Source organism: Arthrobacter sp. NPDC080073 (assembly GCF_040686575.1).
In the GTDB taxonomy this organism is placed as follows: domain Bacteria; phylum Actinomycetota; class Actinomycetes; order Actinomycetales; family Micrococcaceae; genus Arthrobacter.
In genome coordinates, this window is the sequence record NZ_JBFBKR010000017.1 from 19,754 (window position 1) to 43,478 (window position 23,725).

Annotated in this window: 29 protein-coding genes and 1 pseudogene; 21 read left to right on the top strand and 9 right to left on the bottom strand. The window is 63.1% G+C overall.

Annotation, left to right across the window (positions count from 1 at the left end; translation table 11 throughout):
- Positions 1 to 39 precede the first annotated feature (39 nt).
- On the top strand, positions 40 to 1,623 hold the full coding sequence (locus tag AB0O52_RS17325; RefSeq protein WP_364539987.1) for a stealth family protein: 1,584 nt from the start codon (positions 40 to 42) through the stop codon (positions 1,621 to 1,623).
- A 4-nt stretch (positions 1,624 to 1,627) separates the two neighbouring features.
- Here AB0O52_RS17325 and AB0O52_RS17330 read toward each other — a convergent pair whose 3' ends face one another.
- Positions 1,628 to 2,569, bottom strand: coding sequence for a phosphodiesterase (locus tag AB0O52_RS17330; RefSeq protein WP_364539990.1), 942 nt, complete (start codon positions 2,567 to 2,569; stop codon positions 1,628 to 1,630).
- 328 nt (positions 2,570 to 2,897) lie between these two features.
- On the opposite strand from AB0O52_RS17330, the gene AB0O52_RS17335 reads away from it, so the two are divergent.
- From AB0O52_RS17335 to AB0O52_RS17345, 3 genes are read left to right on the top strand one after another with little or no spacing between them, the layout of a single operon-like run.
- Positions 2,898 to 4,343, top strand: a complete 1,446-nt coding sequence (locus AB0O52_RS17335) for an APC family permease (RefSeq protein ID WP_364539993.1) — start codon at positions 2,898 to 2,900, stop codon at positions 4,341 to 4,343.
- Between the two features lie 22 nt (positions 4,344 to 4,365).
- The gene (locus AB0O52_RS17340) at positions 4,366 to 5,004 is read left to right on the top strand and encodes a hypothetical protein (RefSeq protein WP_364539995.1); all 639 of its coding nucleotides are present in this window, start codon (positions 4,366 to 4,368) and stop codon (positions 5,002 to 5,004) included.
- 49 nt (positions 5,005 to 5,053) lie between these two features.
- A complete protein-coding gene (locus tag AB0O52_RS17345; RefSeq protein ID WP_364539997.1) occupies positions 5,054 to 6,739 on the top strand; it encodes an amidohydrolase in 1,686 nt (561 codons plus the stop codon).
- Here AB0O52_RS17345 and AB0O52_RS17350 read toward each other — a convergent pair.
- Entirely contained in the window at positions 6,736 to 7,221 is a 486-nt protein-coding gene (locus AB0O52_RS17350; RefSeq protein ID WP_364539999.1) for a glutathione peroxidase, read from the bottom strand. The two genes, AB0O52_RS17345 and AB0O52_RS17350, sit on opposite strands and share 4 nt — an antisense overlap.
- Before the next feature lie 126 nt (positions 7,222 to 7,347).
- Here AB0O52_RS17350 and AB0O52_RS17355 point away from each other — a divergent pair, with 126 nt between their 5' ends.
- Positions 7,348 to 7,995: a hypothetical protein gene (locus tag AB0O52_RS17355; protein ID WP_364540264.1), complete on the top strand. Its 648-nt coding sequence runs from the start codon at positions 7,348 to 7,350 to the stop codon at positions 7,993 to 7,995.
- Positions 7,996 to 8,069: 74 nt separating this feature from the next.
- On the opposite strand, the pseudogene AB0O52_RS17360 reads toward AB0O52_RS17355, so the two are convergent.
- Positions 8,070 to 8,618 (bottom strand): annotated as a pseudogene (locus tag AB0O52_RS17360) (M23 family metallopeptidase); the annotation flags it as partial.
- Between the two features lie 314 nt (positions 8,619 to 8,932).
- Entirely contained in the window at positions 8,933 to 9,313 is a 381-nt protein-coding gene (locus tag AB0O52_RS17365; RefSeq protein WP_364540001.1) for a MarR family transcriptional regulator, read from the bottom strand.
- A gap of 96 nt (positions 9,314 to 9,409) precedes the next feature.
- On the opposite strand from AB0O52_RS17365, the gene AB0O52_RS17370 reads away from it, so the two are divergent.
- Positions 9,410 to 10,873: an MFS transporter gene (locus AB0O52_RS17370; protein ID WP_364540003.1), complete on the top strand. Its 1,464-nt coding sequence runs from the start codon at positions 9,410 to 9,412 to the stop codon at positions 10,871 to 10,873.
- A gap of 107 nt (positions 10,874 to 10,980) precedes the next feature.
- Positions 10,981 to 11,892: an oxygenase MpaB family protein gene (locus AB0O52_RS17375; RefSeq protein WP_364540247.1), complete on the top strand. Its 912-nt coding sequence runs from the start codon at positions 10,981 to 10,983 to the stop codon at positions 11,890 to 11,892.
- Positions 11,893 to 11,952: 60 nt separating this feature from the next.
- Here AB0O52_RS17375 and AB0O52_RS17380 read toward each other — a convergent pair whose 3' ends face one another.
- Positions 11,953 to 15,432 carry a bifunctional proline dehydrogenase/L-glutamate gamma-semialdehyde dehydrogenase gene (locus AB0O52_RS17380; protein ID WP_364540005.1) on the bottom strand — a complete coding sequence of 1,160 codons (3,480 nt, stop codon included), beginning with the start codon at positions 15,430 to 15,432 and terminating at the stop codon, positions 11,953 to 11,955.
- Between the two features lie 124 nt (positions 15,433 to 15,556).
- Between AB0O52_RS17380 and AB0O52_RS17385 the strand changes: the two genes are divergently transcribed.
- Complete coding sequence (locus tag AB0O52_RS17385; RefSeq protein WP_364540007.1) at positions 15,557 to 16,456, top strand: LysR substrate-binding domain-containing protein; 900 nt, start codon at positions 15,557 to 15,559, stop codon at positions 16,454 to 16,456.
- A gap of 250 nt (positions 16,457 to 16,706) precedes the next feature.
- Here AB0O52_RS17385 and AB0O52_RS17390 read toward each other — a convergent pair whose 3' ends face one another.
- Positions 16,707 to 17,162, bottom strand: a complete 456-nt coding sequence (locus tag AB0O52_RS17390; protein ID WP_364540008.1) for an ImmA/IrrE family metallo-endopeptidase — start codon at positions 17,160 to 17,162, stop codon at positions 16,707 to 16,709.
- Complete coding sequence (locus AB0O52_RS17395; protein WP_364540011.1) at positions 17,098 to 17,709, bottom strand: helix-turn-helix transcriptional regulator; 612 nt, start codon at positions 17,707 to 17,709, stop codon at positions 17,098 to 17,100. Before AB0O52_RS17395 ends, AB0O52_RS17390 begins: the two co-directional genes overlap by 65 nt.
- A 136-nt stretch (positions 17,710 to 17,845) precedes the next feature.
- On the opposite strand from AB0O52_RS17395, the gene AB0O52_RS17400 reads away from it, so the two are divergent.
- From AB0O52_RS17400 to AB0O52_RS17440, 9 genes are all read left to right on the top strand, one after another.
- Complete coding sequence (locus AB0O52_RS17400) at positions 17,846 to 18,067, top strand: helix-turn-helix transcriptional regulator (RefSeq protein ID WP_364540014.1); 222 nt, start codon at positions 17,846 to 17,848, stop codon at positions 18,065 to 18,067.
- 56 nt (positions 18,068 to 18,123) lie between these two features.
- On the top strand, positions 18,124 to 18,915 hold the full coding sequence (locus AB0O52_RS17405; RefSeq protein ID WP_364540017.1) for a phage antirepressor KilAC domain-containing protein: 792 nt from the start codon (positions 18,124 to 18,126) through the stop codon (positions 18,913 to 18,915).
- Positions 18,912 to 19,142 (top strand): helix-turn-helix domain-containing protein, encoded by a 231-nt coding sequence (locus AB0O52_RS17410; RefSeq protein WP_364540020.1) that lies wholly within the window; start codon positions 18,912 to 18,914, stop codon positions 19,140 to 19,142. The genes AB0O52_RS17405 and AB0O52_RS17410 overlap by 4 nt, the downstream gene beginning before the upstream one ends.
- A 125-nt stretch (positions 19,143 to 19,267) precedes the next feature.
- Complete coding sequence (locus tag AB0O52_RS17415) at positions 19,268 to 19,525, top strand: hypothetical protein (RefSeq protein ID WP_364540023.1); 258 nt, start codon at positions 19,268 to 19,270, stop codon at positions 19,523 to 19,525.
- Positions 19,526 to 19,586: 61 nt separating this feature from the next.
- Positions 19,587 to 19,853 (top strand): hypothetical protein, encoded by a 267-nt coding sequence (locus AB0O52_RS17420; RefSeq protein WP_364540026.1) that lies wholly within the window; start codon positions 19,587 to 19,589, stop codon positions 19,851 to 19,853.
- Entirely contained in the window at positions 19,850 to 20,041 is a 192-nt protein-coding gene (locus tag AB0O52_RS17425) for a hypothetical protein (protein WP_364540029.1), read from the top strand. The genes AB0O52_RS17420 and AB0O52_RS17425 overlap by 4 nt, the downstream gene beginning before the upstream one ends.
- A 109-nt stretch (positions 20,042 to 20,150) precedes the next feature.
- Positions 20,151 to 20,402 (top strand): hypothetical protein, encoded by a 252-nt coding sequence (locus AB0O52_RS17430; protein ID WP_364540032.1) that lies wholly within the window; start codon positions 20,151 to 20,153, stop codon positions 20,400 to 20,402.
- A complete protein-coding gene (locus AB0O52_RS17435; protein WP_364540034.1) occupies positions 20,399 to 20,677 on the top strand; it encodes a hypothetical protein in 279 nt (92 codons plus the stop codon). The genes AB0O52_RS17430 and AB0O52_RS17435 overlap by 4 nt, the downstream gene beginning before the upstream one ends.
- Positions 20,674 to 20,826, top strand: coding sequence for a hypothetical protein (locus AB0O52_RS17440; RefSeq protein ID WP_364540037.1), 153 nt, complete (start codon positions 20,674 to 20,676; stop codon positions 20,824 to 20,826). Before AB0O52_RS17435 ends, AB0O52_RS17440 begins: the two co-directional genes overlap by 4 nt.
- Positions 20,827 to 20,851: 25 nt before the next feature.
- Here the strand turns inward: AB0O52_RS17440 and AB0O52_RS17445 are convergent, their stop codons facing one another.
- On the bottom strand, positions 20,852 to 21,142 hold the full coding sequence (locus tag AB0O52_RS17445) for a hypothetical protein (RefSeq protein WP_364540039.1): 291 nt from the start codon (positions 21,140 to 21,142) through the stop codon (positions 20,852 to 20,854).
- Positions 21,135 to 21,503, bottom strand: a complete 369-nt coding sequence (locus AB0O52_RS17450) for a hypothetical protein (RefSeq protein ID WP_364540042.1) — start codon at positions 21,501 to 21,503, stop codon at positions 21,135 to 21,137. Before AB0O52_RS17450 ends, AB0O52_RS17445 begins: the two co-directional genes overlap by 8 nt.
- Before the next feature lie 54 nt (positions 21,504 to 21,557).
- On the opposite strand from AB0O52_RS17450, the gene AB0O52_RS17455 reads away from it, so the two are divergent.
- From AB0O52_RS17455 to AB0O52_RS17470, 4 genes are read left to right on the top strand one after another with little or no spacing between them, the layout of a single operon-like run.
- Entirely contained in the window at positions 21,558 to 22,409 is an 852-nt protein-coding gene (locus AB0O52_RS17455; RefSeq protein WP_364540045.1) for a PD-(D/E)XK nuclease-like domain-containing protein, read from the top strand.
- A complete protein-coding gene (locus AB0O52_RS17460; protein ID WP_364540048.1) occupies positions 22,409 to 23,005 on the top strand; it encodes a hypothetical protein in 597 nt (198 codons plus the stop codon). Before AB0O52_RS17455 ends, AB0O52_RS17460 begins: the two co-directional genes overlap by 1 nt.
- Positions 23,002 to 23,187, top strand: coding sequence for a hypothetical protein (locus AB0O52_RS17465; protein WP_364540050.1), 186 nt, complete (start codon positions 23,002 to 23,004; stop codon positions 23,185 to 23,187). The genes AB0O52_RS17460 and AB0O52_RS17465 overlap by 4 nt, the downstream gene beginning before the upstream one ends.
- A complete protein-coding gene (locus tag AB0O52_RS17470) occupies positions 23,187 to 23,639 on the top strand; it encodes a single-stranded DNA-binding protein (protein WP_364540053.1) in 453 nt (150 codons plus the stop codon). Before AB0O52_RS17465 ends, AB0O52_RS17470 begins: the two co-directional genes overlap by 1 nt.
- Positions 23,640 to 23,725 lie beyond the last annotated feature (86 nt).

The following is a 23,725-nucleotide window of genomic DNA, read 5'->3' on the forward strand; positions in this document are numbered from 1 at the left end:
GCGCGAACCACAACCTTTCGGAGAAAAGCCATCACAGTCATGGACCAGCAAGCAATCTACTTCGGTAGCCCCGCCTCCGACGACGATGCGGTCGTTCCCGAACCGACATCGCCCGCAGTTGACGCGCGCCTCAAGCACCGGGCCGACGTCGTCCGCCATCGCGGCCGATACAGCTTGCTGAACCAGAACCGCACCCCGCAGCAGGTGATGGTCGAAGACCTCCTCGTGATCCGCGCCGCACTGGACGCCGCCGGGCTGGACTTCATCCTGGTCCGCGGCAATGATCACCGGCCCGTGATCGCCGTCGATTGGAAGCTCCGGAAGAAACTGCGCCAGGCTTTGGTGTCGGCTTTCCGGAACGAGCCGTTCTACTCCATGACCGTTGACGCGCGGAAGAAATCCACGTTGCTGGTTGCCGACGGCGAGCTCTCGAACAACCGGAAGGCCAGGATCTTCCGGCTCTTCCGTCCACGCGTGGAACCCGGCGGCGGGCTGACCTACGGCCCCTCGCTGGGCGTGCAACTGGAATTGTGGGAGTTCGACGGCGAACAACTCGTGTTGCCGGTGGAAAACTCCCTGACCCGGCGGACCATGTTGCGCCAGGATGCTGTCCGGGGCACGGTGGAACGCCACGGGCTGAGCTGGCCGACCATCGAGAACATGTTCGCGGACCACGCGAGCGACATCGATTTCGACGTCGACATTGTCTTTTCGTGGGTGGACGGCAACGATCCGGCGTACATTGCGGCCCGTCGCGAACAGATGAAAGACGTCATCGTGGGCGAGGGCGACGCCCACGAGGCCCGTTTCCGGCAGATCAACGAGCTCAAATATGCCCTGCGCTCCGTCTACATGTACGCGCCCTGGATTCGGCGGATCTACATCGCCACGGACTCCCCCGCGCCGGAGTGGCTGGCCGAGCACCCGAGCGTCAGGATCATGCGCAGCGAGGAGTTCTTCAAGGACCCCACAGTGCTGCCCACCCACAATTCCCAGGCCGTGGAATCCCAGTTGCACCACATTGAGGGACTCTCCGAGCACTTCCTGTATTCCAACGACGACATGTTCTTCGGCCGGCCCGTAGCACCGGACATGTTCTTCACTCCCGGCGGAATCACCAAGTTCATCGAAGCTTCCACCCGGATCGGGCTGGGAGAGAACGACGCCGAACGCAGCGGCTTCGAGAACGCGGCCCGCGTCAACAGGAAGCTCCTCTGGGAGCGGTTCGGGCGCATCACAACTCGCCATCTGGAGCACACCGCCGCGCCCCTTCGCCGCAGCGTGATCGCAGAGATGGAGCGCGAGTTTCCGGCCGAATTCGCCAAGACGGCGGGCAGCAGGTTCCGCGCGGCAGACAACATCTCGGTAACCAACTCGTTCTACCACTACTACTCGTTGCTCACGGGCCGGGCCGTGACGCAGACGGCAGCCAAGGTCAGGTATGTGGACACCACACTGTGGTCCGGGCTGCACTACCTGCCCACCTTGCTCGCCAAACGCAACGTGGATTTCTTCTGCCTCAACGATGGCAGCTTCCCCGAGGTGGCTGCCGACGAACGGGCCGGACTCGTGACGGACTTCATGGAGAAGTACTTCCCGGTCAAGGCGCCGTGGGAGAAGTAGTGCTCTAGCGGCGGGTCATCTCCGGGCGCTTCGCATCGGCCCTTGAACCGCGTTCGTGCGTAGCTCGCTGGGGAATCCGGATGCCTGCTTCGGCGAGCCGGCGCCTGGTGGCTTCCGGGCTGACGTACTCACCGACAGTCGGCGATTTTCCCAATGGCACCACTGAATGCACGATCGTCTGCTCGTAAACGTGCACCAGGTTGAACGCCTGGGCGCCGTCCCGTCCGCGGGTACCGCCCTGCGGAACGTTGAGGTCCTGTGTGTAGCAACTCGCGGAAGCCACTGATACCGGCACGCCCGCGAACGTGGCTGTGGTGGAGTAGTGCAAGTGGCCGCCCAGGATGGAACGGACATCGGAATTGCGCACGACGTCGGCCAGCGCCGCTTGGCCGCGCAGCTCCACCAGGATGGAGAGGTCAAGGACGCTCGGGACCGGAGGATGGTGGAGTGCGAGGATCGTGCCGTCAGGAGCCGGCGTCGCGAGCTCCGATCCCAACCAGTCGAGCTGGCTCTGGCTTATCTCACCGTGATGGAAGCCAGGCACGGAGGTATCGAGCGTGATGATCCGCAGGCCGTTGACGAAGTAGCTGTGATCCACCGGGGCGTCATTGTCGCTCTGGTCGAAGAGGCCGGCACGGAAGTTCGCCCGATCGTCGTGGTTTCCCATCGCCCAGATCACCCGCGCGCCCATCTCTCGGGAGGCAGGCTCGACGATCGACCGGAGTTTGGCGTAGGCGCCCGGCTCACCTTGATCGGCGAGGTCCCCGGTGAAGATCACGGCGTCGGGACGGACCTTTGACGCGTGCACTTCCGAAAATAGTTGCCTGAGATGGGCTTCGCTATCGACCGCGCCGTAAAGGGGCTCCGACCCTCCCACCAAATGGGAGTCGCTAAGGTGCAGAAGGACGTGTCCTGGCCGAGGATATTCGGCCTCGATGAGCTCCATTACTACCTTCGGGTCGGTAGGAGACGGCGCCTCCAGTGTCTGCCCCAATAAACCCAATCCAACCAGACAAAAGGCTAACGCAGGGTAACTTACGGGCGGAATGTTGGAAAATTACTCACCTTCCGCGGCGATCCCCGCTCACCAATAGGGCAACTTTCGACGACGCCCGCTCACCAAAGGTGAGCGAGCGATAGACCAAAAGACGGCATAGGTGAGCGAGCGATTCACCAAACCGCGACATAAGTGAGCGGGCGTCGGTGTCCTCTTGACTCAAACATGTGCCGCCCCTCACAATAAGTGGCTGGCTTTCACTAAAGAAACAGCGGCAATGGCGCCGCCCGCAACGTCCAGCCCTGAGCTTGGATTGAAGAAGAACGCAATCGGCACTCGCGACATTGTGTTCATGTTGGTGTCAGCGGCAGCTCCGCTGACCATCGTGGTCGGCATCGCCCCGCTCGCCCTCGCTGTGGGCGGCGTCGGCGCTCCCTCCATCTACATCGCCGCGGCTATCGGCCTGGGCCTGTTCGCCATCGGTTTCATGGCGCTCACCCGCCACGTCCGGTCCTACAGCGGGTTCTACGGGTACATCTCGAAAACCCTCGGCCGCGTGGTCGGCCTCGGTTCCGGCCTAACTGCCTGGATGAGCTACAACGGCCTGCAGATCGGCCTCTACGGCCTGCTGGGTATCCAGGCCAACCTCGCCGTGAAGTCCTTCACCGGTGTGGAACTTCCCTGGTGGCTCTACGCGATCGTGTCGATCGGTGCCGTCTGCTACTTGGGCTGGCGCGGGATCGACGTCGGCGCCAAGGTTCTCGCCGTCCTGCTCACCCTCGAAACCCTGATCGTCGCCATCGTCGCCGCCTTCGTACTTGCCCAAGGCGGCGCACACGGAATCAGCTTCGATTCATTCAGCCCGCAGGCCATCTTCTCCCCGCAGTTCGCTGCAGTCCTTGGGCTTGGTTTTTCCGCCTTCATGGGATTTGAATCCGGAGCCCTGTACCGTGAAGAGGCCCGGGACCCAGACCGCAGCGTCCCGCGTGCCACCTACATCTCCATCGCATTCATCGGCGCGTTCTACGCCTTCGCCGTCTGGATCATCGTCCAGGCCTTCGGAGCGGCCGCCGTGCAAGCGTTCGCCGCGGGCCACCTCGACGCCGGGGACACCGCCTACATCGCAGCGGGCAACTTCGCAGGTGGCTGGTGCGTGAACCTTATGAGCGTCCTGATCGTCACCAGCATCTTCGCCGCCCAACTCTCCTTCCACAACACCATCAATCGCTACACCCTGTCCCTGAGCCGCGAGGGCATCTTCCCGAAACGCTCCGGCCGCATCAGCCCCCGATACCGCACCCCCTCCGTGGCCGGCTTCGACCAAACCCTCCTCGCGCTCGCCCTCGTGATCGGCGCGGCCCTATTTCACCTGGACCCCTTCACTCAGTTCCTGATCTGGACGAACACCCCGGGCGTGATCGGCATCCTCCTCCTGCAGGCCCTCACGGGTGTCGGCGTCGTGGTCTTCTTCACCCGGCCCAGGGACCACGGCCTTCGTTGGTACGTCGTCCCTTCCGCCGCGGTCGCCACCATCATCATGTGCGTAGTGACCTACCTGATGGCCAACAATGCCCAACTGCTCACAGGCCTCCCGGCCGGAGATCCCGTCAACACCACGCTCCTCGTGTTCACACCGATCCTGTTTGCCGCTGGAACCGTACTGGCCCTCGTGCTGCGCAAGGTCAACCCGGCCGCCTACCAGCGGATCGGCCACGCCGAGTGATCCCGGAGCCTAGTCTTGAGGGATGCAGACTCCCAGCAAAACCAGCCAACTAGGACGGCCCCGGACACCGAGGCTCTCGCGGAAGGCGATCGGCCGCGCGGCGCTCGAGATGTTCCAAGAGGAAGAGAGCCTCTCCATCCCGCGGCTCGCGGAACGCCTGGGCGTCCGGCAGTCATCTTTCTACAAGCACGTCACCGGTCGCCAGGAGATCATCGAACTGGCCCGCGGCGCGCTCGTGGAAAAAGCTCCGATGCCCGAGTTGCCGGCCGGCAGCCTCGACGACGTCATCCGCAAGATCTTCGACTCACTCCGCAAGGCGTACAGCATGGTGCCGGCGCTCCTTCCCCTCCTGCTCACGCAGCCGGTGTCACACCCGGCAGCCCTGGAGCGCTACGACCAGTTTGTCGAAGCGTTTGAGATCGCGGGGACGCCGCGGCACCTCATCATCCCGGCATTGGAAGCCCTCGACAGCGCAGCGATTGGCGCAAGCCTCGACGCATTGACGATGGAATCAGCATGGAGCATCAACGAAGAGGAGGAAGGCACTTATCCGCATCTGTTCGCGGCAAAGAAAGCCGTGGCAGAGCACCCCGTAGACCGCTTCGCCTTCCTGGCCGATGTCCTCTCGGCAGGATTGAAGGCCGCTATCGACGACGACTGATCCTCACCGGGCAGGCGTCGGAAACCCGAACACCACAAGGAGTTACATCTTGACCACGCCCGAGCCCATCGATCTCGTCATCTTCTCGTCCAGCATCCTCCACGGTGAGGCGCTCACTGAGACCGCCGGTTTCGTCGCCATCTCAAATGGCCGCATTGCGCACGTCGGCCGCGCCGACGGCGGGCAGACAGCCAACCGCGCCGCCGAATGGACCGCACGGGCCAAACACGTGATCGACGTCGGCGACGCAACCATCTGCCCCGGCCTGATCGACGCCCACATCCACCCTATCCACGGGGCGGAAATCGCCCGTGGCCTTGACCTGGGCGGGGTCACCGATCTCGACGCCGTCCGCGCCGCCCTCGCGCGGCACGCCGCGTCAACGCCGCACGCCGTCGGCTCCGATTGGTTGTTCGCTTGGGGCCTGGACCCTGTCATCTTCGGGGATGCCGTCTTCGACAACTCCCTCTTCGACGGCATCCTCGACGACGAACTCGTATTCATCACCCTGTTCGACGGCCACGCCTCACTCGTCTCCGACGCCGCCCTCAAGCTCGCCGGGATCACCGGAATGGAAGAGCTTCCCGGCAGCGGCTATGTCGGCGTCGACCAGCACGGCAAGCCCAACGGCATGCTCTACGAAATGGCCGCCCAGGACCTCGTTCGCGGCATCCTCCCCCGGCCCTCCTTCGATCAGCGGGTCGACGAACTCGGGGAACTCCTGCGTTCCATGGCCGAAGCCGGACTGGTAGCCGGCCAGATGCTGGACTTCGGGGCCCCGGACACCCTGGAAGTGCTGGAGGCCCTCGAACGCAGAGGCGAGCTCGCCATCCGGCTGCGCATCTCCCCGTGGGTCATGCCCGGTGCCACCGAGGAAGAACTGAAGGCCATGCTGGCGATACAGGGCCGGCACGGCAGGCGCTGGCACGTTCACGGCATCAAGCTCATGATGGATGGAACCATCGACAATGGCACGGCATGGCTCTTTGAACCCGATACCCACGGAGAATCGCTCCACCCGCTCTGGCATGATCCTGAGGCCCTCGCCGCAACGATGAAGTTCTTCCACGAAGACCGGATCCCCACCACCACGCACGCCATCGGCGACAAAGCGGTGTCCTTCGTCGCGCGGACCATCGGGGCCCTTCCCAAGAACGGCACGGTCCACCGGATCGAGCACATCGAGTCCATCCCGGATTCGGTCCTGGCGGAAATCATCAGCGCGGGGGCTGCCACGAGCCTGCAGCCGACGCATTGCGCCCTCTACAGCCGCGCCGACCACAGCGACAACTGGTCCCGCAGGCTTGGCAGCGAACGGGCCAACCACGCGTGGCGGACCCGGGATCTCCGAGACGCCGGAGCCATCGTAGCCCTCGGATCGGACTGGCCCATCGCGCCTTTCGACCCGCGGGCGATCATCGCCTCAGCCCAGACGCGCCGCCCGGCGGGCCGGCCCGACGTCGAGCCCGTCCAGCCCCAGCAGTCGCTGTCCGCGCGTGCCGCGCTCGAAGGCTACACGAGCCAGTACTGGCGCTCAGTTGGCGAAGTCGGCGGAATCGTGGAGAGGGGAGCCCGCGCCGATCTGACGATTGTTGGACACAATCCCCTGACCACCGCGCCGGACGAGTTCGCGCAGACGCCGGTGATCCTGACTGTTGTCGACGGAGAAATCGTTGTTGACAACAGCCAGGCCCACACCGGAGGAGTCAGTCGCGGCTCGTTCCAGCCTGCTTAGACGAGGGCCTCTTCGAGTGCCTCGATGAGCTTTTCGGAATCGGGCTCGACGGCGGACGGGAAGCGGGCGAGCACCTCGCCTTCGCGGCTCACGAGGAATTTTTCGAAGTTCCACTTCACCTTCTGCGGTTTGGAGCCGTCGGCCGTCCGGGTCAGCTCGGCATACAGCGGGTGCTGCTGTTTGCCCCGGACCTTGGATTTGCTCGCGAGCGGGAACGAGACTCCGAAATTGCGCTGGCAGAACTCCGCGATCTCGGCGTCGGACCCCTGTTCCTGGCCGGCGAACTGGTTGCACGGCACACCAAGAATCTCGAATCCGCGGTCACGGTATTTGCCGTAGAGCTCCTGAAGTCCCGAGTACTGGCGGGTGAATCCACACTTCGAAGCCACATTGACTACCAGTACGGCTTTGCCCTCGAAACGCCCGAAATCGGCTTCGGAGCCGTCGTTGAACGTCAGGGGGATGCTATAGAGCGGGGACATTGAATCGCTTCCTTACGACGGGGAACCTTGGCAAGCTCGCCTCCGAGTCTACGCGCGGCAGTGCGGCCGGACGGGCTCCAGGAAAGCGATGACTTCTACGGCCGGGGGGCCGTAGGGGTGGTTTTGGTGGTCGCGGTAACCGACGGCGTGGGGCTCGCGGGCGCCGACGGCGTGGGCTTGGCAGGTGCCGGCGTCGCCGGCGGGGGCGGGGCTGACTGGGTGTGCGTCACCGTCGGGACCGGAGCAGGGAGGCCCGACGTCGGTGCCACCGTGGGCGGTACGGCCACCACAGGCGGTGCTGTCACTGTGGGCGTCGATGTCACAGGCGCTTGCGTCCTGGTAGGAGCCTGCGTCACGGTAGGGGACGGAGTGCCGCTCGCTGTCTTGCTTGGCGTGGGGGAGGCACTCGGCGAGGGCTTCGGCGCCGCGCTTGGGGTGGCAGTCGGCGTCGCGGTCGGTCTGGGCGTCGCGCTTGGCGTCCCCGTCGGTCTGGGCGTCCCCGTCGGTCTGGGCGTCCCGGTGGGTGACGCCGTGGGCGTCGCCGTCGGTCTGGGCGTAGCGCTTGGCGTCCCCGTCGGTCTGGGCGTCCCGGTGGGTGACGCCGTCGGCGTTTGCGTGCCCGTAGCAGGCGGGCTTGGAGGCACAACCTTCGTCTCCTGCACCCCGCCGGTGACTGCCTGTCCAGGGGGCGCGGCTCCCGGGTCAGTCGGCACGGCCCCTGGGGTGGACCAGACCGACCCCGCCGAGGTCGCGGTGGCGGAACCTGGCTGGTAGCTGACCATCGGGATATCGCCGAGGGGATCCACCTGTTTGGTCGGCAGGAACGTCCAGTTCATCGGGTTGGTGTAGACGCCGTTGAGAATGGTCTCGAAATGCAGGTGGCAACCAGTCGAGGAACCCGTTGTTCCCACCCTGGCAATGACCTCGCCCACGCGGACCGATTGCCCCTTGGTCACCGCGATTCCCTGCAGGTGGTTGTACGTGGTGACGAGACCGTTGCCATGATCAATTTCCACGCGATTGCCGCCGCCCCAAGGGTGCCAGCCCACGGCCCGGACCACGCCGGAGTCGGCTGCGTAGACGAGCGTGCCGCAAGCCGCGGCGAAATCCTGGCCCCAGTGGAACTCCCCCGGCAATCCGGTGAAAGGATCGATCCTCAACCCGAAGGGAGAGCTCGGAAGCAGCATTTCGAGCGGCGCGTAGAGTTTCCCGGCGGGGGGCCGGTCGAGGGAACTCGAGGAGACGTTGAGAGCACCGACGCCGTTCTTGTCGAGGGTTTGGACCGGGGAACGTTCAAAGGCCACCGTGGCTTTGTCACCTGCCTGCACCGGTGCCGATGAGGGGCTTTGAGGCACGGTCTCCTGCGCGCTCGACGTGGCACTATCCGTGGGCAGCATGCCGGGTTCAACCTGGCCCGTCGCCAACGATCCGTCGCTTGCCGGACCGCCCAGGCGCGGGCCCTGGAAACCAAAAGCGAGGATCACCACGACAGCGAGGAAGCAAGCCGAAAGGATCCGGCCGAGTTTTCTTGTGAGCACCAGATCGACAATCCGGCCAGACTCATGATGCTTTCCCACAGCGGCTCCTGAGACAGGCGCTCATTCCCAGTAGTACGGGCGCGCTTGTCCCATTCTGGCCGCTATTAAATCGAATGGGAACACTCGACTTCCTACTTGGCCTGTCCGCGGATTACTCGCCGGACCGTGCCCGGCTACTCGCCGAGGTTCTCTTTCAGCAGCGCGCGGTGCTCGACGGCGGCATCCGAATGGAGCGCGCGGCCGGCGTCGGTCAGCTCGAGGTACAGTGAGCGGCGGTCATCCGCGCAGGTCACACGGGAGACGAGTCCGGCCTTCTCGAGGCGGTCAACAACCTTGGAGACGGCGCTCTGGGTCATGGGAGTCCGTTCCCCGAGCGCCTTCATGCGGCAGGCAGAGTCGACGCTTTCGGCGACGAGATCGAGGATTTCGAATTCGTTCAGGCCGATGTCGAACTTGGCTTCAAGGGCGCGGTCTATGGCGGCCGCGGTGCGGAAGTACGAGTTCTGGATGCTGCGCCATTGCTCAACCAGCTGGCGATCCTGCGTTGTTGCCATGTCCTGATTCTAGTCGAAACGCCAAATAAAGTCCACGTCATAAGATTCCTAGTCATATTCCTTGTCATTGAATGACGTGTCATATAGATTGAATCCATGACTTCACCGAGCACCCTCACTAGATCTGCCGAGCAGCTCCATACAGCCGTCCGCTGGACCAGAGCCCAGTGGCTGCTGCTGATGGTGGTGTGCACCGTCCTGGCCCTCGACGGCCTGGACGTTTCCATGGTGGGCGTAGCCCTTCCCTCCATCGGCCACGAACTCCACCTCGGAACCGATTCCCTGCAGTGGATCGTTTCCGCCTATGTCCTGGGCTACGGGAGCCTCCTGCTCCTGGGCGGGCGGCTCGCCGACCTGCTGGGCCGGCGCCGGATCTTCCTGATCGCCTTGGCCGTGTTCGCCGCGGCGTCCCTCCTCGGCGGCCTCGTGAACGATCCGACCCTCTTGATCGCCACGCGCTTCGTCAAAGGCCTGGCCGCGGCGTTCACTGCCCCTACCGGGTTCTCCATCATCACCACCAACTTCGCTGAAGGCCGCGAGCGCAACAAGGCTCTGTCCATCTTCACCACTTTCGGCGCGAGCGGCTTTTCGCTCGGGCTGGTGGTCGGCGGGCTCATGACCAGCTTGAGCTGGCGCTGGACCTTCCTGGTGTCGGTACCGATCGCGGTCGCCGTTGTGCTTCTCGGCATGTTGTTCATTCCCCGGGACAAGCCATCCATGCAAGAGAGCGGCCATGACGTCTGGGGCGCGGTCACCCTCGCGCTCGGCATGCTTGGCCTCGTATACACCTTGGTTTCAGCTCCGGAGAAGGGCTGGGGATCTGTGGCAACAATCGCCGGATTCGCTATCTCCGCTGCCGTGCTGGCAACCTTCGCCGTCATCGAAAACCGCGTCAAGCACCCGCTCATCCGCTTCGGCATCCTTCGTGAAGGCTGGGTGGCCCGTGCCAACCTGAGCGCCATCGGATTGTTCGGCTCCTATTTGAGCTTCCAGTTCATCCTCACCATGTACCTGCAGTCGGTTCTCGGCTGGTCCCCTTTGGGCATGGCGCTTGCCTTGCTTCCCACGGGGCTCCTGGTGGCAACAAGCGCCCCCTTCGCGGACAGGTTCATCGAGAAATTCGGGGCCCCGAAGCTTATCCTCACAGGGCTGACCTCGCTGGGACTGGGCTACGTGTTGTTCCTCCGCGTTGGAACCTCGCCCAACTACGTCCTGGACATCCTTCCCTCGGTTATCCTGCTGGGCATCGGTTTCGCCTTGGCCTTCCCGTCCATCAATGTCCAAGCCACCGCTGGCATCCGGGATTCAGAGCAGGGTCTGGCCGCCGGACTCATCCAGACCAGCACACAGGTCGGAGCAGCGCTTGTCCTTGCCGTGACCACTGCGATCGTCAGCGGGCACAGCACCAATGGCACGAGCAGCACGCTCAGCGCGGCAGCCATGCTCGATCAGTACCGTCCCGGTTTGGTCCTGAGCGCTGCCGTGGCAATCGCGGCCCTGCTGGTGGCAGCGTCCCCGGCGCGCCGCCGTCGGGCACTTGCGGAGCAACCCGCAGCCTAAGCGGACTCGTGTGAGAGGTGCCGGCCCGCTGTTTCCACAGCGGGCCGGCACTTTTGTGTAAACAAGGCCGCACCTTGCGCCAACAGAATGCTGCGCAACAATGGACCATGGTCAACTTCCTGAAGAAGTGGCAAGCGGAACTGCGGATGACTTTCACGGGTCACCCGCAGTCCACTCCCGACTGGGTGCTGCGGCTTGCTGAGGGAAACGACCCCGGATACCACCTTCCCGGCTCGGCCGTCTGGGCTGTCCACGGGTCCATGTCCACGATCGTCGCGGGAATCCGGGTGCTGCTCATGCAGTCCCTGCACCCCGGCGCCTTGGCGGGCGTGTACGACCATTCAGGCTTCAAAAGGGATCCCCTCGGCCGGCTGGCGAATACGATCCGTTGGATCTTCACCGTGAGCTACGGCTCCATGGATGCCGCTGAGACCGCAACCCACTTCGTGCGGCGGGTGCACGACTCCGTCAAGGGCAGCTACGTTGACGCCCAGGGCCGCGCCCGCGAGTATTCAGCCAACGATCCCGAGCTTCTGCGCTGGGTCCACGTTGCGTACGCGGATTCGTTCGTGGCGGCGCACCGGATCTGGGGAGGCGCCATCCCCGGGGGCACCGATGCGTACGTCCGCGAGTGGGCCCAGGCCGGCCGCCTGATGGGAGTCGAGGACCCTCCCCTGAGCCTCGCCGAGGTGGCGTCGGAAATGGACCAGTGGTATGCCTCCGGCCACCTCCGCGCGGACGAACGGCTCAGGGAAACCATCGAATTCATCCGTTATCCCCCGTTGAAAGCGTCGCTGCAACCCGGCTACCGGATTTTGTTCGCCGCGGCCGTGGCCAGCCTGGAACCCCGGTATCGGGAACTGTTGGGGCTGGAAAAGGCCCGTTTTGGCCCCATCCCGCTACCGTCGATTCTCGCCGCGCGGGTGGTCCTCGCCGTCGTGCGCCTGACTCTGGGCCGCAGCGGCCCCAGCGAGCAGGCCGCCCGTGAGCGGTTGCGGCGCCTGGGGTACGAGGCGTAGACGCAAAGAAGCCCGGCGGAAAGGCTTGTGGCCGTCCTGCCGGGCTTCTTTGACGAACCGCTAGATCAGCGAGTCCGACAGGTGGTTCGGAGTGCCGAAGCGGTGCGCCGTGATGCTGATGGCCTGCTCGTGCACGAACGGCAGCATCTCGATGCGTCCGGCCGGGGTCACCGTGCCGTGGTAGATCGCGACGTCGGGACGACCGCCGGTCGCGGCGCTCAGCGCGCTGCTGTCCCCGCCGATCAGGCGGATGCGGCCACCGTTGATGCCTGCCGCGGAAGCCAGCCATTCGGCGTCGTTCTGGATGCGGGTGCTCACGCCGAGCACCGCGAACGCTGCCACAACCGATTCGGGAAGCTCGACGGCGGAGGACACCGTGAGTGCCGAACCCGCCACTGCCCCGGCTGCTACGACGCGAAGCAAGTCGACGAGCTTCCCGCCTTCGGACAAGCGGATGGTCACGGGGACGGCCCTGTACCGGAAGACGTTGCGCTCGGCGCTCAGGCCGGAGACGTCCTTGCGGGTGCCGAATTCCGTTGCCCATGCCGCGGCGTCACTGAAGAGCGCCTTCTGCAGGGATTCTGCATCGCCGGCCTCGACCAGCGGGCCTGCGGCCTTGGCAGCGGCAAGGATCGAAGCTGCCGCGCCCTTGAGCGTGGCACCGCGCTTCGCGCCGGGCTCTGCGGGGAGCCAGCCGCCCAGTCCGACGAGGTAGTTGGGTCCGCCGGCTTTGGTGCCCGCGCCCACGGCCGACTTCTTCCAGCCGCCGAACGGCTGCCGCTGGACGATGGCGCCCGTGATGCCGCGGTTCACGTAGAGGTTGCCGGCCTGGATGGTGTCCAGCCAGACGCCGATTTCATCGGAATCGAGCGAGTGCAGTCCGGCGGTGAGGCCGTATTCGATCTCATTCTGGATGGCGATGGCTTCTTCCAAGGTCGAAGCGGTCATGACGCCGAGGACCGGGCCGAAGAACTCGGTCAGGTGGAAGTAGGAGCCGCGCTTGACGCCGAACCGGATGCCCGGGGACCACAGGCGGCCGGTCTCGTCGAGCTTCTCCGGCTTCACGGCCCAGGTCTCACCGTCGCCGAGGGTGGTCAGCGCGTTGAGGAGCTTGCCGTTGGCCGGCTCGATAATCGGGCCCATTTGGGTGGTGGCCTGTTCCGGGTAGCCCACCTTGAGGGAACGTGTAGCGTCGATCAACTGGTTATGGAAACGCTCCGAGGTGGCAACGGAACCCACCAGGATCACGAGCGAAGCCGCGGAGCACTTCTGCCCGGCGTGCCCGAAAGCCGAATAGACGACGTCCTTGGCGGCTAGATCGAGGTCCGCGTGCGGAGTGACGATGATGGCGTTCTTGCCGGAGGTCTCCGCGAGCAGCGGGAGGTCCTGCCGGAAGGAGCGGAAGAGCTCAGCGGTCTCGTAACCGCCGGTGAGGATCACGCGGTCAACGCTGGGGTGCGAGACCAGCTGGGTGCCCAGTTCGCGTTCTTCGAGTTGCACAAGCGCCAGCACTTCGCGCGGCACACCGGCCTCCCACAGTGCGTCCACCATGACGGAACCGGAGCGGCGGGCCTGCTTTGCGGGTTTGATCACGACGGCGGATCCCGCCGCGAGAGCCGCGAGCGTGGAACCCGCAGGAATCGCCACCGGGAAGTTCCAGGGCGGAGTCACGACGGTGAGGTTCGCTGGGACGAACGTGGCGCCGTCGACCTTTTCCAGGTCCTTTGCGCGCTCGGCGTAGTAGTGCGCGAAGTCGATTGCTTCGCTGACTTCGGGGTCGCCCTGTTCGATCGTCTTGCCGGTCTCGGAAGCCATGACCTCAAGAAGCTCGGCGCGGCGGGATTCCAGGATGTCGCCCGCACGGTGCAGGATGGCTGCGCGCTCCGCAGCCGGCATGGCGCCCCATTTTTCGCCGGCCTCGACGGCGGCGGCGATGATGCGTTCCAGTTCCTGCGGGTCACTGACCTTGCTGGCTTCAACGATCGCGTTGCCGGCGGTGGAGCCCGGAATGCGCTCCAGGATGGCGCGGCCCCAGGCCCGGTTGGCGGGCAGGGCAGGATCGGTGTCCGGAGTGTTGACGAAACGGTCCGTGGGCCCCGGCGCCGCTCGCTTGTTGCGGTTCTGGGTGCGGTTGGGCAGCGGAACGGAGTCGTCCACGGCCGCGAGGGAGGCAAGGAAGCGGTTCTTCTCGCGCTCGAAGAGCGCTTCGTTCTCGCTGAGTTCAAATACCGCGGACATGAAGTTGTCCTGGCTGGCGCCTTCTTCGAGGCGGCGGATCAGGTAGGCGATGGCGACGTCGAACTCGCCCGGGTGGACCACCGGTGTGTACAGCAGGAGGCTGCCGACGTCCTTGCGGACGGCCGCGGCCTGGCCCGTGGCCATGCCGAGAAGCATCTCGAACTCGATACCCTTGGTCACTCCACGTTCCTTGGCCAACAACCAGGCGAACGCCACATCGAAAAGGTTGTGGCCAGCGACGCCGATCCGGACCGCATCGATGTGCTCGGTGGTGAGGGCGTAGTTGAGGACGCGCTTGTAGTTGGTGTCCGAATCCTGCTTAGTGCCCCACGTTGCCAGCGGCCAGCCCTGGATCGAGGCCTGGACCTGTTCCATGGGCAGGTTGGCACCCTTGACGACGCGCACCTTAATGGGAGCGCCGCCGTTTGCCCGGCGGACCGCAGCCCATTCCTGCAGTTCCTGCATGGCAGAGAGCGCATCCGGGAGGTACGCCTGAAGCACGATGCCGGCCTCGAGGTTCTTGAATTCGGGTTTGTCCAGGATGCGCTTGAACACGGCCATGGTCAGGCTGAGGTCCTTGTATTCCTCCATGTCCAGATTGATGAACTTGGGCTTGGGGAATGATGCAGCCAGCCTGTAGAGCGGGGTGAGCTTCTCCACCACGTGATCCACTGCCTCGTCGAAGGCCCACAGCGAGTGCGGGGCCACCGTGGAGGACTCCTTGATGGAGACGTAGTCGACGTCGTCACGAGCCAGGAGCTTGAGGGTTCCCTGGAGCCTGCGGCTGGCTTCGCGTTCGCCCAGGACGGCCTCGCCCAGGAGGTTCACGTTCAGGTGGACGCCGTTCTGCTTGATCTTGGCGATGGCCGGACCGAGTTTGGCATCCGTGGCGTCCACAATCAGGTGGCCCACCATGTCACGGAGGACCTTGCGGGCGATCGGGATGACCACTTGCGGCAGGACCGGCGCCATGACGCCGCCGGTGCGTACGGCAGCGCGCATGTACCAAGGCAGGAAGGCGGGGACCTTCGGGGCAAGCTTGGCCAGGTTGCGGCCGGCGACGGACAGGTCTTCGGGGCGGATGACGCCGTCGACGAATCCGACCGTGAAGTCCAGGCCGTTCGGATCCTTCAGGACGCCGGCAAGGCGCTGCGCGGAAACGTCAACCGGCACCTTCGAGGCTTCGGTGAGCCAGTGTCGGACAAGTTGGATGGCTTCATCGGCCAACTCCTGGAGGTGACCGGATTCCAGGGTGGACTGCGTCCTGGCGTCGATGCTCGAATCCCGGGTTGGTGTGCTCATGCGCTTCGTTCCTTTGGTGCGGAGAGGGCTTTGTTTCCATCAGTATGGATCTACAATCAGATTAGGAAAAGCGATCTTTTCTGAAGAATATTCATTAGATTTCTAGAACCTTCTGGAGGGCCGAATGCTGGATGTCCGCAGGCTGCGCTTGCTGCACGAACTGAAGATCCGCGGAACGCTCGCAGAAGTGGCCGATGCGATGAAGTACAGCCCGTCGTCGGTGTCCCAGCAGTTGACCTTGCTGGAGAAGGAAGCCGGCGTGAAACTGCTTCGGAAGTCGGGAAGACGCGTGCAACTCACCCCGCAGGCCGAGATCCTGGTGGAACATGCGGCCGCGTTGCTGGCCACCCTTGAGCGGGCGGAGACGGACTTGGCGGCCTCGCTTTCCACGGTCACGGGCACAGTCCGGCTGGCCGTGTTCCAAACCGCCGCTTTGGCTCTCATGCCGGACTTTCTCACCATCATGAAGAGCGAGTATCCGGAGGTGCGCGTCGAGATGATCCAACGCGAACCGGAGACTGCGCTCTATGAAACGTGGGCCCGCGACTTCGACATCGTGGTGGCCGAGCAATACCCCGGACACGCCGCCCCGCACCACCCCGGCCTGGACAGGGCCACCCTGACCAGCGACGCCATCAGGCTGGCCACTCCGCCGGTTGGCCTCGGCGGCGAATCGATTTCCTCGCTTGCGGACACCGCTGCTCTGCCGTGGGTCATGGAACCGCGCGGTGCGGCGTCCCGCCACTGGGCGGAGCAAGCATGCCGTTCCGCAGGCTTCGAGCCCGACGTCCGCTACGAAACCGCCGACCTCCAAGCACAGATCCGGCTCATCGAATCGGGCAATGCCGTGGCACTCATGCCGGACCTCGTCTGGACGGGACGCACCACGCCATTGCAGCTGCTGGACCTGCCCGGGCTGCCCAAGCGGACAGTCTTCACCTCAACCCGCACCGCAGGCCGGATCCATCCCGCAATCCTGGCGTGCCGGGAGGTGCTGGAACGGGTGGCCGCGGAACGGGTGTAGGGCGTTCGAGGGGCCGAGCCCCAGGCTTCGGCGGGCCAAGCCCGAGGCTTCGGGAATGCAAAAAGGCCCCGGTCCAAGGACCGGGGCCAAAACGCGGAGAATGGGGGATTTGAACCCCCGCGTAATATCGCGTCATAAAGCCAAAAACGCCGGAATCACGCGGTTTCTCCTGCCCGCGCCCGAATCGTCCGGAAGCCGATTTTGCGCGCTTTGTTGACGGCGTCAACACCGAAAATCTCCCGTTTGGTCATCATGCGGCAATCCTCAGTGCGGCCTTTCGAACCGCCCCAAGCTCAGACTTCGTGAGCGTTTGAAGGTACGTTTCGAGCACGCTCGGCAAAACGCCGAGCTCGGCCGCCACGGCCACAGACGACTGATGAGTTTCCGCGGCCGTCACGACCCGGTCGAACTCAATCAACCGGTACGCCGCCCACCTGTTCGCCAGGGCTTCCTGCTTGCCGGTCACCCCCACATGACTGTAATAGGCGTGCCCGAGCTCGTGCATTAGCGTGCAGGCCGACTGGATCGGCCCCAAACCAGGGCGAAGCGTGACCAGTCGCCTTTGATGGTCATAAGCACCCCACCAACCGGCCGGCGTCACAGCGGTCCTCACACGCACCCCCATCCGATGAGCAACTACCTTAGGGTTCATGCGGTAGATCGTCGTGTCCAATATTTTCGTCCCCCTTGTAAGCCGCCAAATCATAAGCACCCTGCTCCGACATTTTTGAGTAGTCGGGATCCTCGTCAGTGTCGCCTTCTTTAGCGGCCAGTTCGACCCACTTCGGGTTGATGAACTCTTGGTACCGCTCAAACCGCTCGGCATTCCAAGTCGAAGCCCTGTCGCCCCTTCGAGATGCGCGACTTCTCAGCTCATTGAGTAGGTCAGTGTCAGAAAATGGCATAAGTAAGTGCGCCCGCCTCGCTTCGGGGTGAAGTCCAGGTTCTGGGAAGCCTGCGGGCTTTGCAGCTTCAGCCTCTTGCGCTGCACTACCTTCCTCGGCCCATCGATTCTGAACTTCTTCAGGCGGCAGGGTCTCTTTAAAGGACTGGAACGACGCTTCGAGGTCGAGAGCTTCACGGATAGCACCACCAATAAGCTTCTCGACTCGCGGCACGCGACGTGCCGGGACGCCACTCGTTTCCCAGTTCACGATCGTCCGGGGTGACACATCGAGGCGTTCGGCAAGCTCTGCCTGAGTCAGGTCTAAGTGGTTCCTCGTGAGCCTCAAGTCTTCTGCGCTAATCTCCATACCCACACGTTATGGCAACTCAAGGCAACTTCGCAAGGCAAACTTTCCGGTAGTTACACGGTTTGCGAAAGAATCGAGTTGCGCAACTTGCTTAAATTGCGCTCAGTTGCTTAGAGTTTTCTCTATGGAAACCGCAATGAAGCGCCGAGTTAACGGTGCGGCAGTCCGAGTAATCCGCGAGGCACTCGGCATACGACACATGGACCTCGCCGCCCGCGCAGAAGTAAGCAAGGGCTCGCTTACTCACGTAGAAAACGGCTCCCGCGAAGTATCTCCGGCAACTTTGCGCAAGATTGCCGTTGGCCTCGGCGTTCCTATGGAGGCAATCAGCTACCCCGACTTCTCTGCAAAGAAATAGCCCCCAGCTACTGGCATAGCTGAGGGCCAAGAGAAAAACCTAGAGAAAGGAATCTCGTGTCCGAGATTACCACCTTCAACTTCAACCACTCCCCTGTTCGCACTGTCACGATTGACGGCGAACCATGGTTCGTCGCCGCAGATGTTTGCGACTACTTCGGAGTCAGCAACCGCAACCGCGCCATGCAGGTTGTAGACGTAGAGGACAAGGGGGGTACGCAGATTGACACCCCTGGCGGTCGCCAGATGCTGTCCACGATCAACGAATCCGGGCTCTATGCTCTCCTCTTCTCCCTGCAGCCGCAGAAGGCTCGCGGCCTGCATCAGTCTGAGATCGACGCCAAGATGGAGAAAGTTCGTCAGTTCAAGCGGTGGGTGACTCATGAGGTTCTGCCTCAGATCCGCAAGACCGGCGGCTATGGGGTTCAGGCCGTTCCGCAGACACTTCCACAGGCCCTCCGAGCCTACGCCGCTGAGGTAGAGGCCCGTGAGGCCCTGGCCGCGAAGGTCGCGGACGATGCCCCCAAAGTCCTTTTCGCCGATTCGGTAGCCACTTCGGAGACGACCATCCTCGTCGGTGATCTGGCGAAGATCCTCCGCGGCAATGGCATCATGATCGGCGCTAACCGTCTGTTCGCGCAGCTCCGCGAAGACGGTTACCTGATCAGGCGTCAGGGCACCGACTGGAACATGCCAACCCAGCGCGCCATGGAACTCGAACTATTCAAGGTAAAAGAAACAGCAGTAACCCACTCGGACGGCCACGTGACCGTGTCCAAGACGCCCAAAGTAACCGGCAAAGGGCAGGCCTACTTCATCAACCGATACTCCGTTGAGGGGGCGGCGTGAACGAGGATGAACTGCTGACTGTCACCGAGGTTGCCCAAGCGCTCCGGATGGACGAGCACTACGTCTACCGCTGCATCAACAGTGGGAAACTGCTGGCAACGAAGCACGGCAACAGATACCGTATACGCCGGTCCGACTACCAAGCATTCATCACGCCAGCAACCAAGCCTGTTGAACGTCCCAGGACTCAGCGACAGAACATCAAGCGCCTTATGAAGAGCGCTTAGCCGCTCCCTTCCTCGCCGCAGAGTCGGCCTCGCCGCAGCCCTGGCACCTCGCCTGCATCAGGGGCCACTCCCCCGCTCTAAACCATCACTCTCGTGTTCTTTGCGAGAAGAAGGGTCTATTTGTGATGCCCAAAGACACTGATTATCTGTCCAAACTCGCCACCTACAACGCCAAGCACGGCATCACCGCCACGTTTTCCGAGATGAAGAAGACTGCCCGCCGCATGCAGAAACTGCACGACGAGCGCGGCCCGGTCGACCTCGACGCCTTCTTTCTCCTGTACCAAGATCCCACCGGGGAAACCGCCGTCGAGAATGTCCTCGCCGAACGGGCTGCCCAGAACGAAGCCAACGCGGCTCGACGCTTGGCGGTGGCGGCATGAAGGACGACGACGAGCACACCGATGTCCACACCCTGCTGCGTGAGATGGCGGTGAGCTGCGCATGAAGGCCGCGGTCCTAGAGCAGCACAAGGAGCAGTGGCGAGAAGACGCCATCGCGGCGATCGTCGGAATCTCGCGTGGGCACGAATTCTTTACCGCCGACGACATTCGGGGCGAGATGCCGGCGCCCGCTCACAGGAACTGGACCGGCCAGGCACTCATCGCAGCCAAGAACCTCGGCCTCATCGAAGCAGTCGGCTACCAAACATCACGCGTCAAGTCCCGCAAGCACGGCGTCACACGGACTTGGAGAAAGAAGGAGACATGATCAACGGCCTTTTTGTACTGATCCTCGCGACGTCGATGGTTGGAGGTTTCGTGATGATTCCCCGCGCCGCCGAACATGACCGGTTGTTTGAGGAGCCGGAAGACATCGATTACGACCTGCTCGATGCCGAGCGTGACACCCGCGCCGCTGATGATGCGGACGCTGCCCGAAAGGAACACGGATTCTAATGACCACCACACCCCGTCGCGCCAACCGTTGGACGTTTGGCCGCTATATCGTTGACCGCTTGATTCCGCAGGTTGTCCCGGGCCGCCACCACATTGTTTGGGCCAAGCCATGAGTGGCTACATCGAAGCGGATACCTACCTGCAGCTGCGCCGCACTGAAGGTGTCTGGAACCGACCGCTGCGCGTCATCAAGTCGACTCAGCGCAAGCCCGCCGTCCTTGAACCTGGCTGTGTTGTGGTCAAGGTGCGGATCCGTCTCCCTGCGGCCGCGTTCGAACCATTGACGCCGGAGGCTGTGGTCACCGTGCCCGAGTCGCTCATCCAGCACACCGTTCAGGCCACAGCTGAGGAAATGCCATGACCGGAGAACTGATGGGCCGTAACCCGGTGACGATCCCGACGCCGGCCGAGGTGTTCGAGAAGGCCCGCGAGCACAACATCACGGTCATGGAGGCCCGCAGCGTCATCATCGCCGCCAACAAGGCAGATGCGGAAGCCGTGACGATCCCGACCGCAACCCGCCCGATCGACTTGCCGAACTACGGTCTCGATCCGGAACGCAACTACAGACTGATCAAGAACCTATCCAAACTCCCGGCCGCCTACCGTGACGAACTACTCGGAGGAACGAAATGACCGAGTGTGAAGCCCACCGCCGCAACAAACAAGCCCTCTACGAGATTGAGCTCGCCTGGGGCAACGGCATAGTAGACCTCGGTAAACTCAAAGGAATTCTGGCAGGTCGCGACGCCGAACGGTGTGAAACGGAAGTTGTGGGATCCTGAGAGTCCACCGAGCATCCCGCTCATGCTATTTGATGCGACGCTCTGTTTCCGTTGATTCTTCTTTGGCCGTCACATCACGCCACGGGAAGTGATTTGCTAGCGGCATATGGCCCGCAAGCCATCCCCTAACAGCTGGATGAGCCTGTAGGTCCGGATGACTTTCACCGACCGACACTGAAACCGCGGACCGTGGGAACTTGGTGATGTCGAGGTCAGCAAGCTTGACAATTTTCGGGGGAATCGGCTTCTTCTGGCTCTTGAGAATATCTCTTCGGGCGCGCGCAGCAATGATGTGGGCACGAGTGACTTTAGCCATTTTGTGCTTCCTCTACATCCTCGTCACTGACTTCATCTGTGACATCTTCCAGGATCGCGTCGATCAGTTCCTTATCGCTATCCTCGATCCAGTCTACGGTCGCTAGTGACCGTAGGACAGTGGCCCCGAGTTCCTTGAATTCTGAGTCATTACCGTCCACATGCTCGGCCGCCCAGATGAATCGGTTCCACCATTGTCCACGGTCTTCCCTTTTTGAGGTGGCTCTGCGGGTGAGGAAGCCTTGGTGAATAGTCACGACGACGTTCACAAGCCCGATGAAAGCAGCTCCACCAGCCACCCAGATAGCAGCAACGACCTGGGGCGAGTTCGCCACATCAGCGTCAGCCGCAGACATCATCATTGGCTCATCGTAACAACCTGAGTAAGACAACCGGCCCCGACAGGGGCCTTTTTCATGCCCAAATCCAAGGAGAACAACATGGGGTACAGCCCCGGAATTTACGAAGGTATTTCGAACCTCGACTATCACGCCGATCCTGCGCTCGGATCGACGTCGCTGAAGACGTTGGCAACGCGGACGCCGGCGCATTGGCTTTACGAACGCGATCACCCCGTACACAAAGACGCCTATGACCTCGGCACCGTCGCCCACTCGCTGATCCTGGAGCAGGACGAGTCTGCCGTCGAAGTGATCGACGTCGAGGACAAGCGCGGCGCTAAATGGACAGTACCGGCCGACGCAGCACGAGCTGAGGGAAAGATCCCGCTCAAGTTCGCCGAGTGGGAGCAGGTTAAGGGAATGCGTGATGCCGTCATGACGCACCCCGTTGCGCGGGAGATGTTTACCGGCCACCGCGCCGAGCATTCCGTGTTCTGGGAAGAAGACGGGCAGTTCCTAAAATGCCGCCCTGACGCTTGGCATCCCACCATCCTCGTAGACCTCAAGACCACTCGGAACGCCGACCCAAACGAGTTCGGCAAAACAGCGGCCGACTACGGCTACCACCAATCCGCCGCTCACTACATCGACGGCGTCAAAGCGGCCACCGGCGAAGAGCTGCCCTTTCCATTCGTCCTAGTCGAAAAAACTGAGCCATACCTTGTGTCCGTCGTATCGCTGGACGCCGAGGCAATCAACATCGGCCGGGCGCTCAACGACCGTGCCAAGCGCATCTACCGCGAATGTTTTGAGTCGAACACCTGGCCGGGCTACCCGAGCACCGAGCCCGTCAGCCTCCCAATGTGGGCGATCTACAAAGCCGAAGACCTGCTCGGGCTCAACACAGAAACGGAGATCACTTTCTAGTGGACATATCAAAGGCGCTCGTAGCCAAATCTGACCAACTCAACGCCTCGGACCTGACCGGCGCACCTATCGTCGCAACCATCGCCGCCGTGCGCCGAGGCGACGCGGTCAAGCCCGTCATTATCGATCTCGTCGGCATGGACGGGCGACCGTGGAAACCGTCAAAGGGAATGCTGCGGGTAATCGCGCACGCATGGGGCACCGAATCCGATACGTGGATTGGCCGGCTGGTAAAGCTCGCCAACAACCCCGAAGTGATTTATGCCGGCGTGAAGATGGGCGGCGTGGAAGTCATCGCCATGTCCCACATTGCCGCCGACTTCACCATCCCCGTCCGCCTAAACAGTAAGCAGGTCAAGCAGCATCACGTCGAAGTTCTGGCCGAACCACAGACAGAGCCGTGGCGGGCGCAATGGCAGGCGATCACCAACGCGCTAACCGCAGCCGGCTACGAAGGCGACGGAAAGCAGATGCTCGCCACCGCAGGGCAGGTCATAGGCGCCGCATGGGATCACCCGAACAAGATCAGCGCCGAGGATGCGCAGAAAATCCTTGCAGCAGTACGAGAAGACCACCACCAGGAGACCAACGCATGAGCAACACCGGATCAGTATCCGTCTCAGTCCTCGCAGGCCCCATCGACGTCGCCCCCATCGCATCCAATGAGCGGATCGGCCAGCAAATCCGCATGGGCGACGACTTCTTCTTCCACATCAAACCCGACGTCGCCCGCCAGTGGATCAGCGTGCTCGAAACGATCGCGGAGGCGGCCGAATAGTGGCAAAGATCGAATTCACCGGCAACCTCGGCGGCGAGCCAGCCATCGACTTCAAACGCAGCGGTAACGCATGCCTCACTTTCAACGTCGCTGACACCAAAGGCAAGAAAGACGGGCAAGGCAACTGGGACAAGTCGCAGGAGCAGACGCAATGGTTCCGCTGCACACTCTGGGGCCCTGACGCTGAGTACTACATCGAACGGCTCCGCAAAGGCGCCAGGGTCACCGTCCACGGTGACTTCATGTCCCGCGAATACGTTGACCGAGACGGAGTCAATTGGACATCGCTGGACGTCACCGTCCGAGGCCTCTCAGTAGTCAACAAGAAAGGCTCGCAACAACAGCCCGCGCAGCAAGCCCAGCATCAGGACCAAGGCTGGGGCAACCCGCAATCCGACCAAGCCGCCAGCTGGGGCAACGAGCCCGCTGCCAACCACGGCGGCTGGGGATAACCGCACACCTGTACTACAAAAACGCAAGGCCCCGCTGAGGGCCTTTTTTCATGCCCGCGGCGCCCGGACCCCCTGCCGGGCGCCGC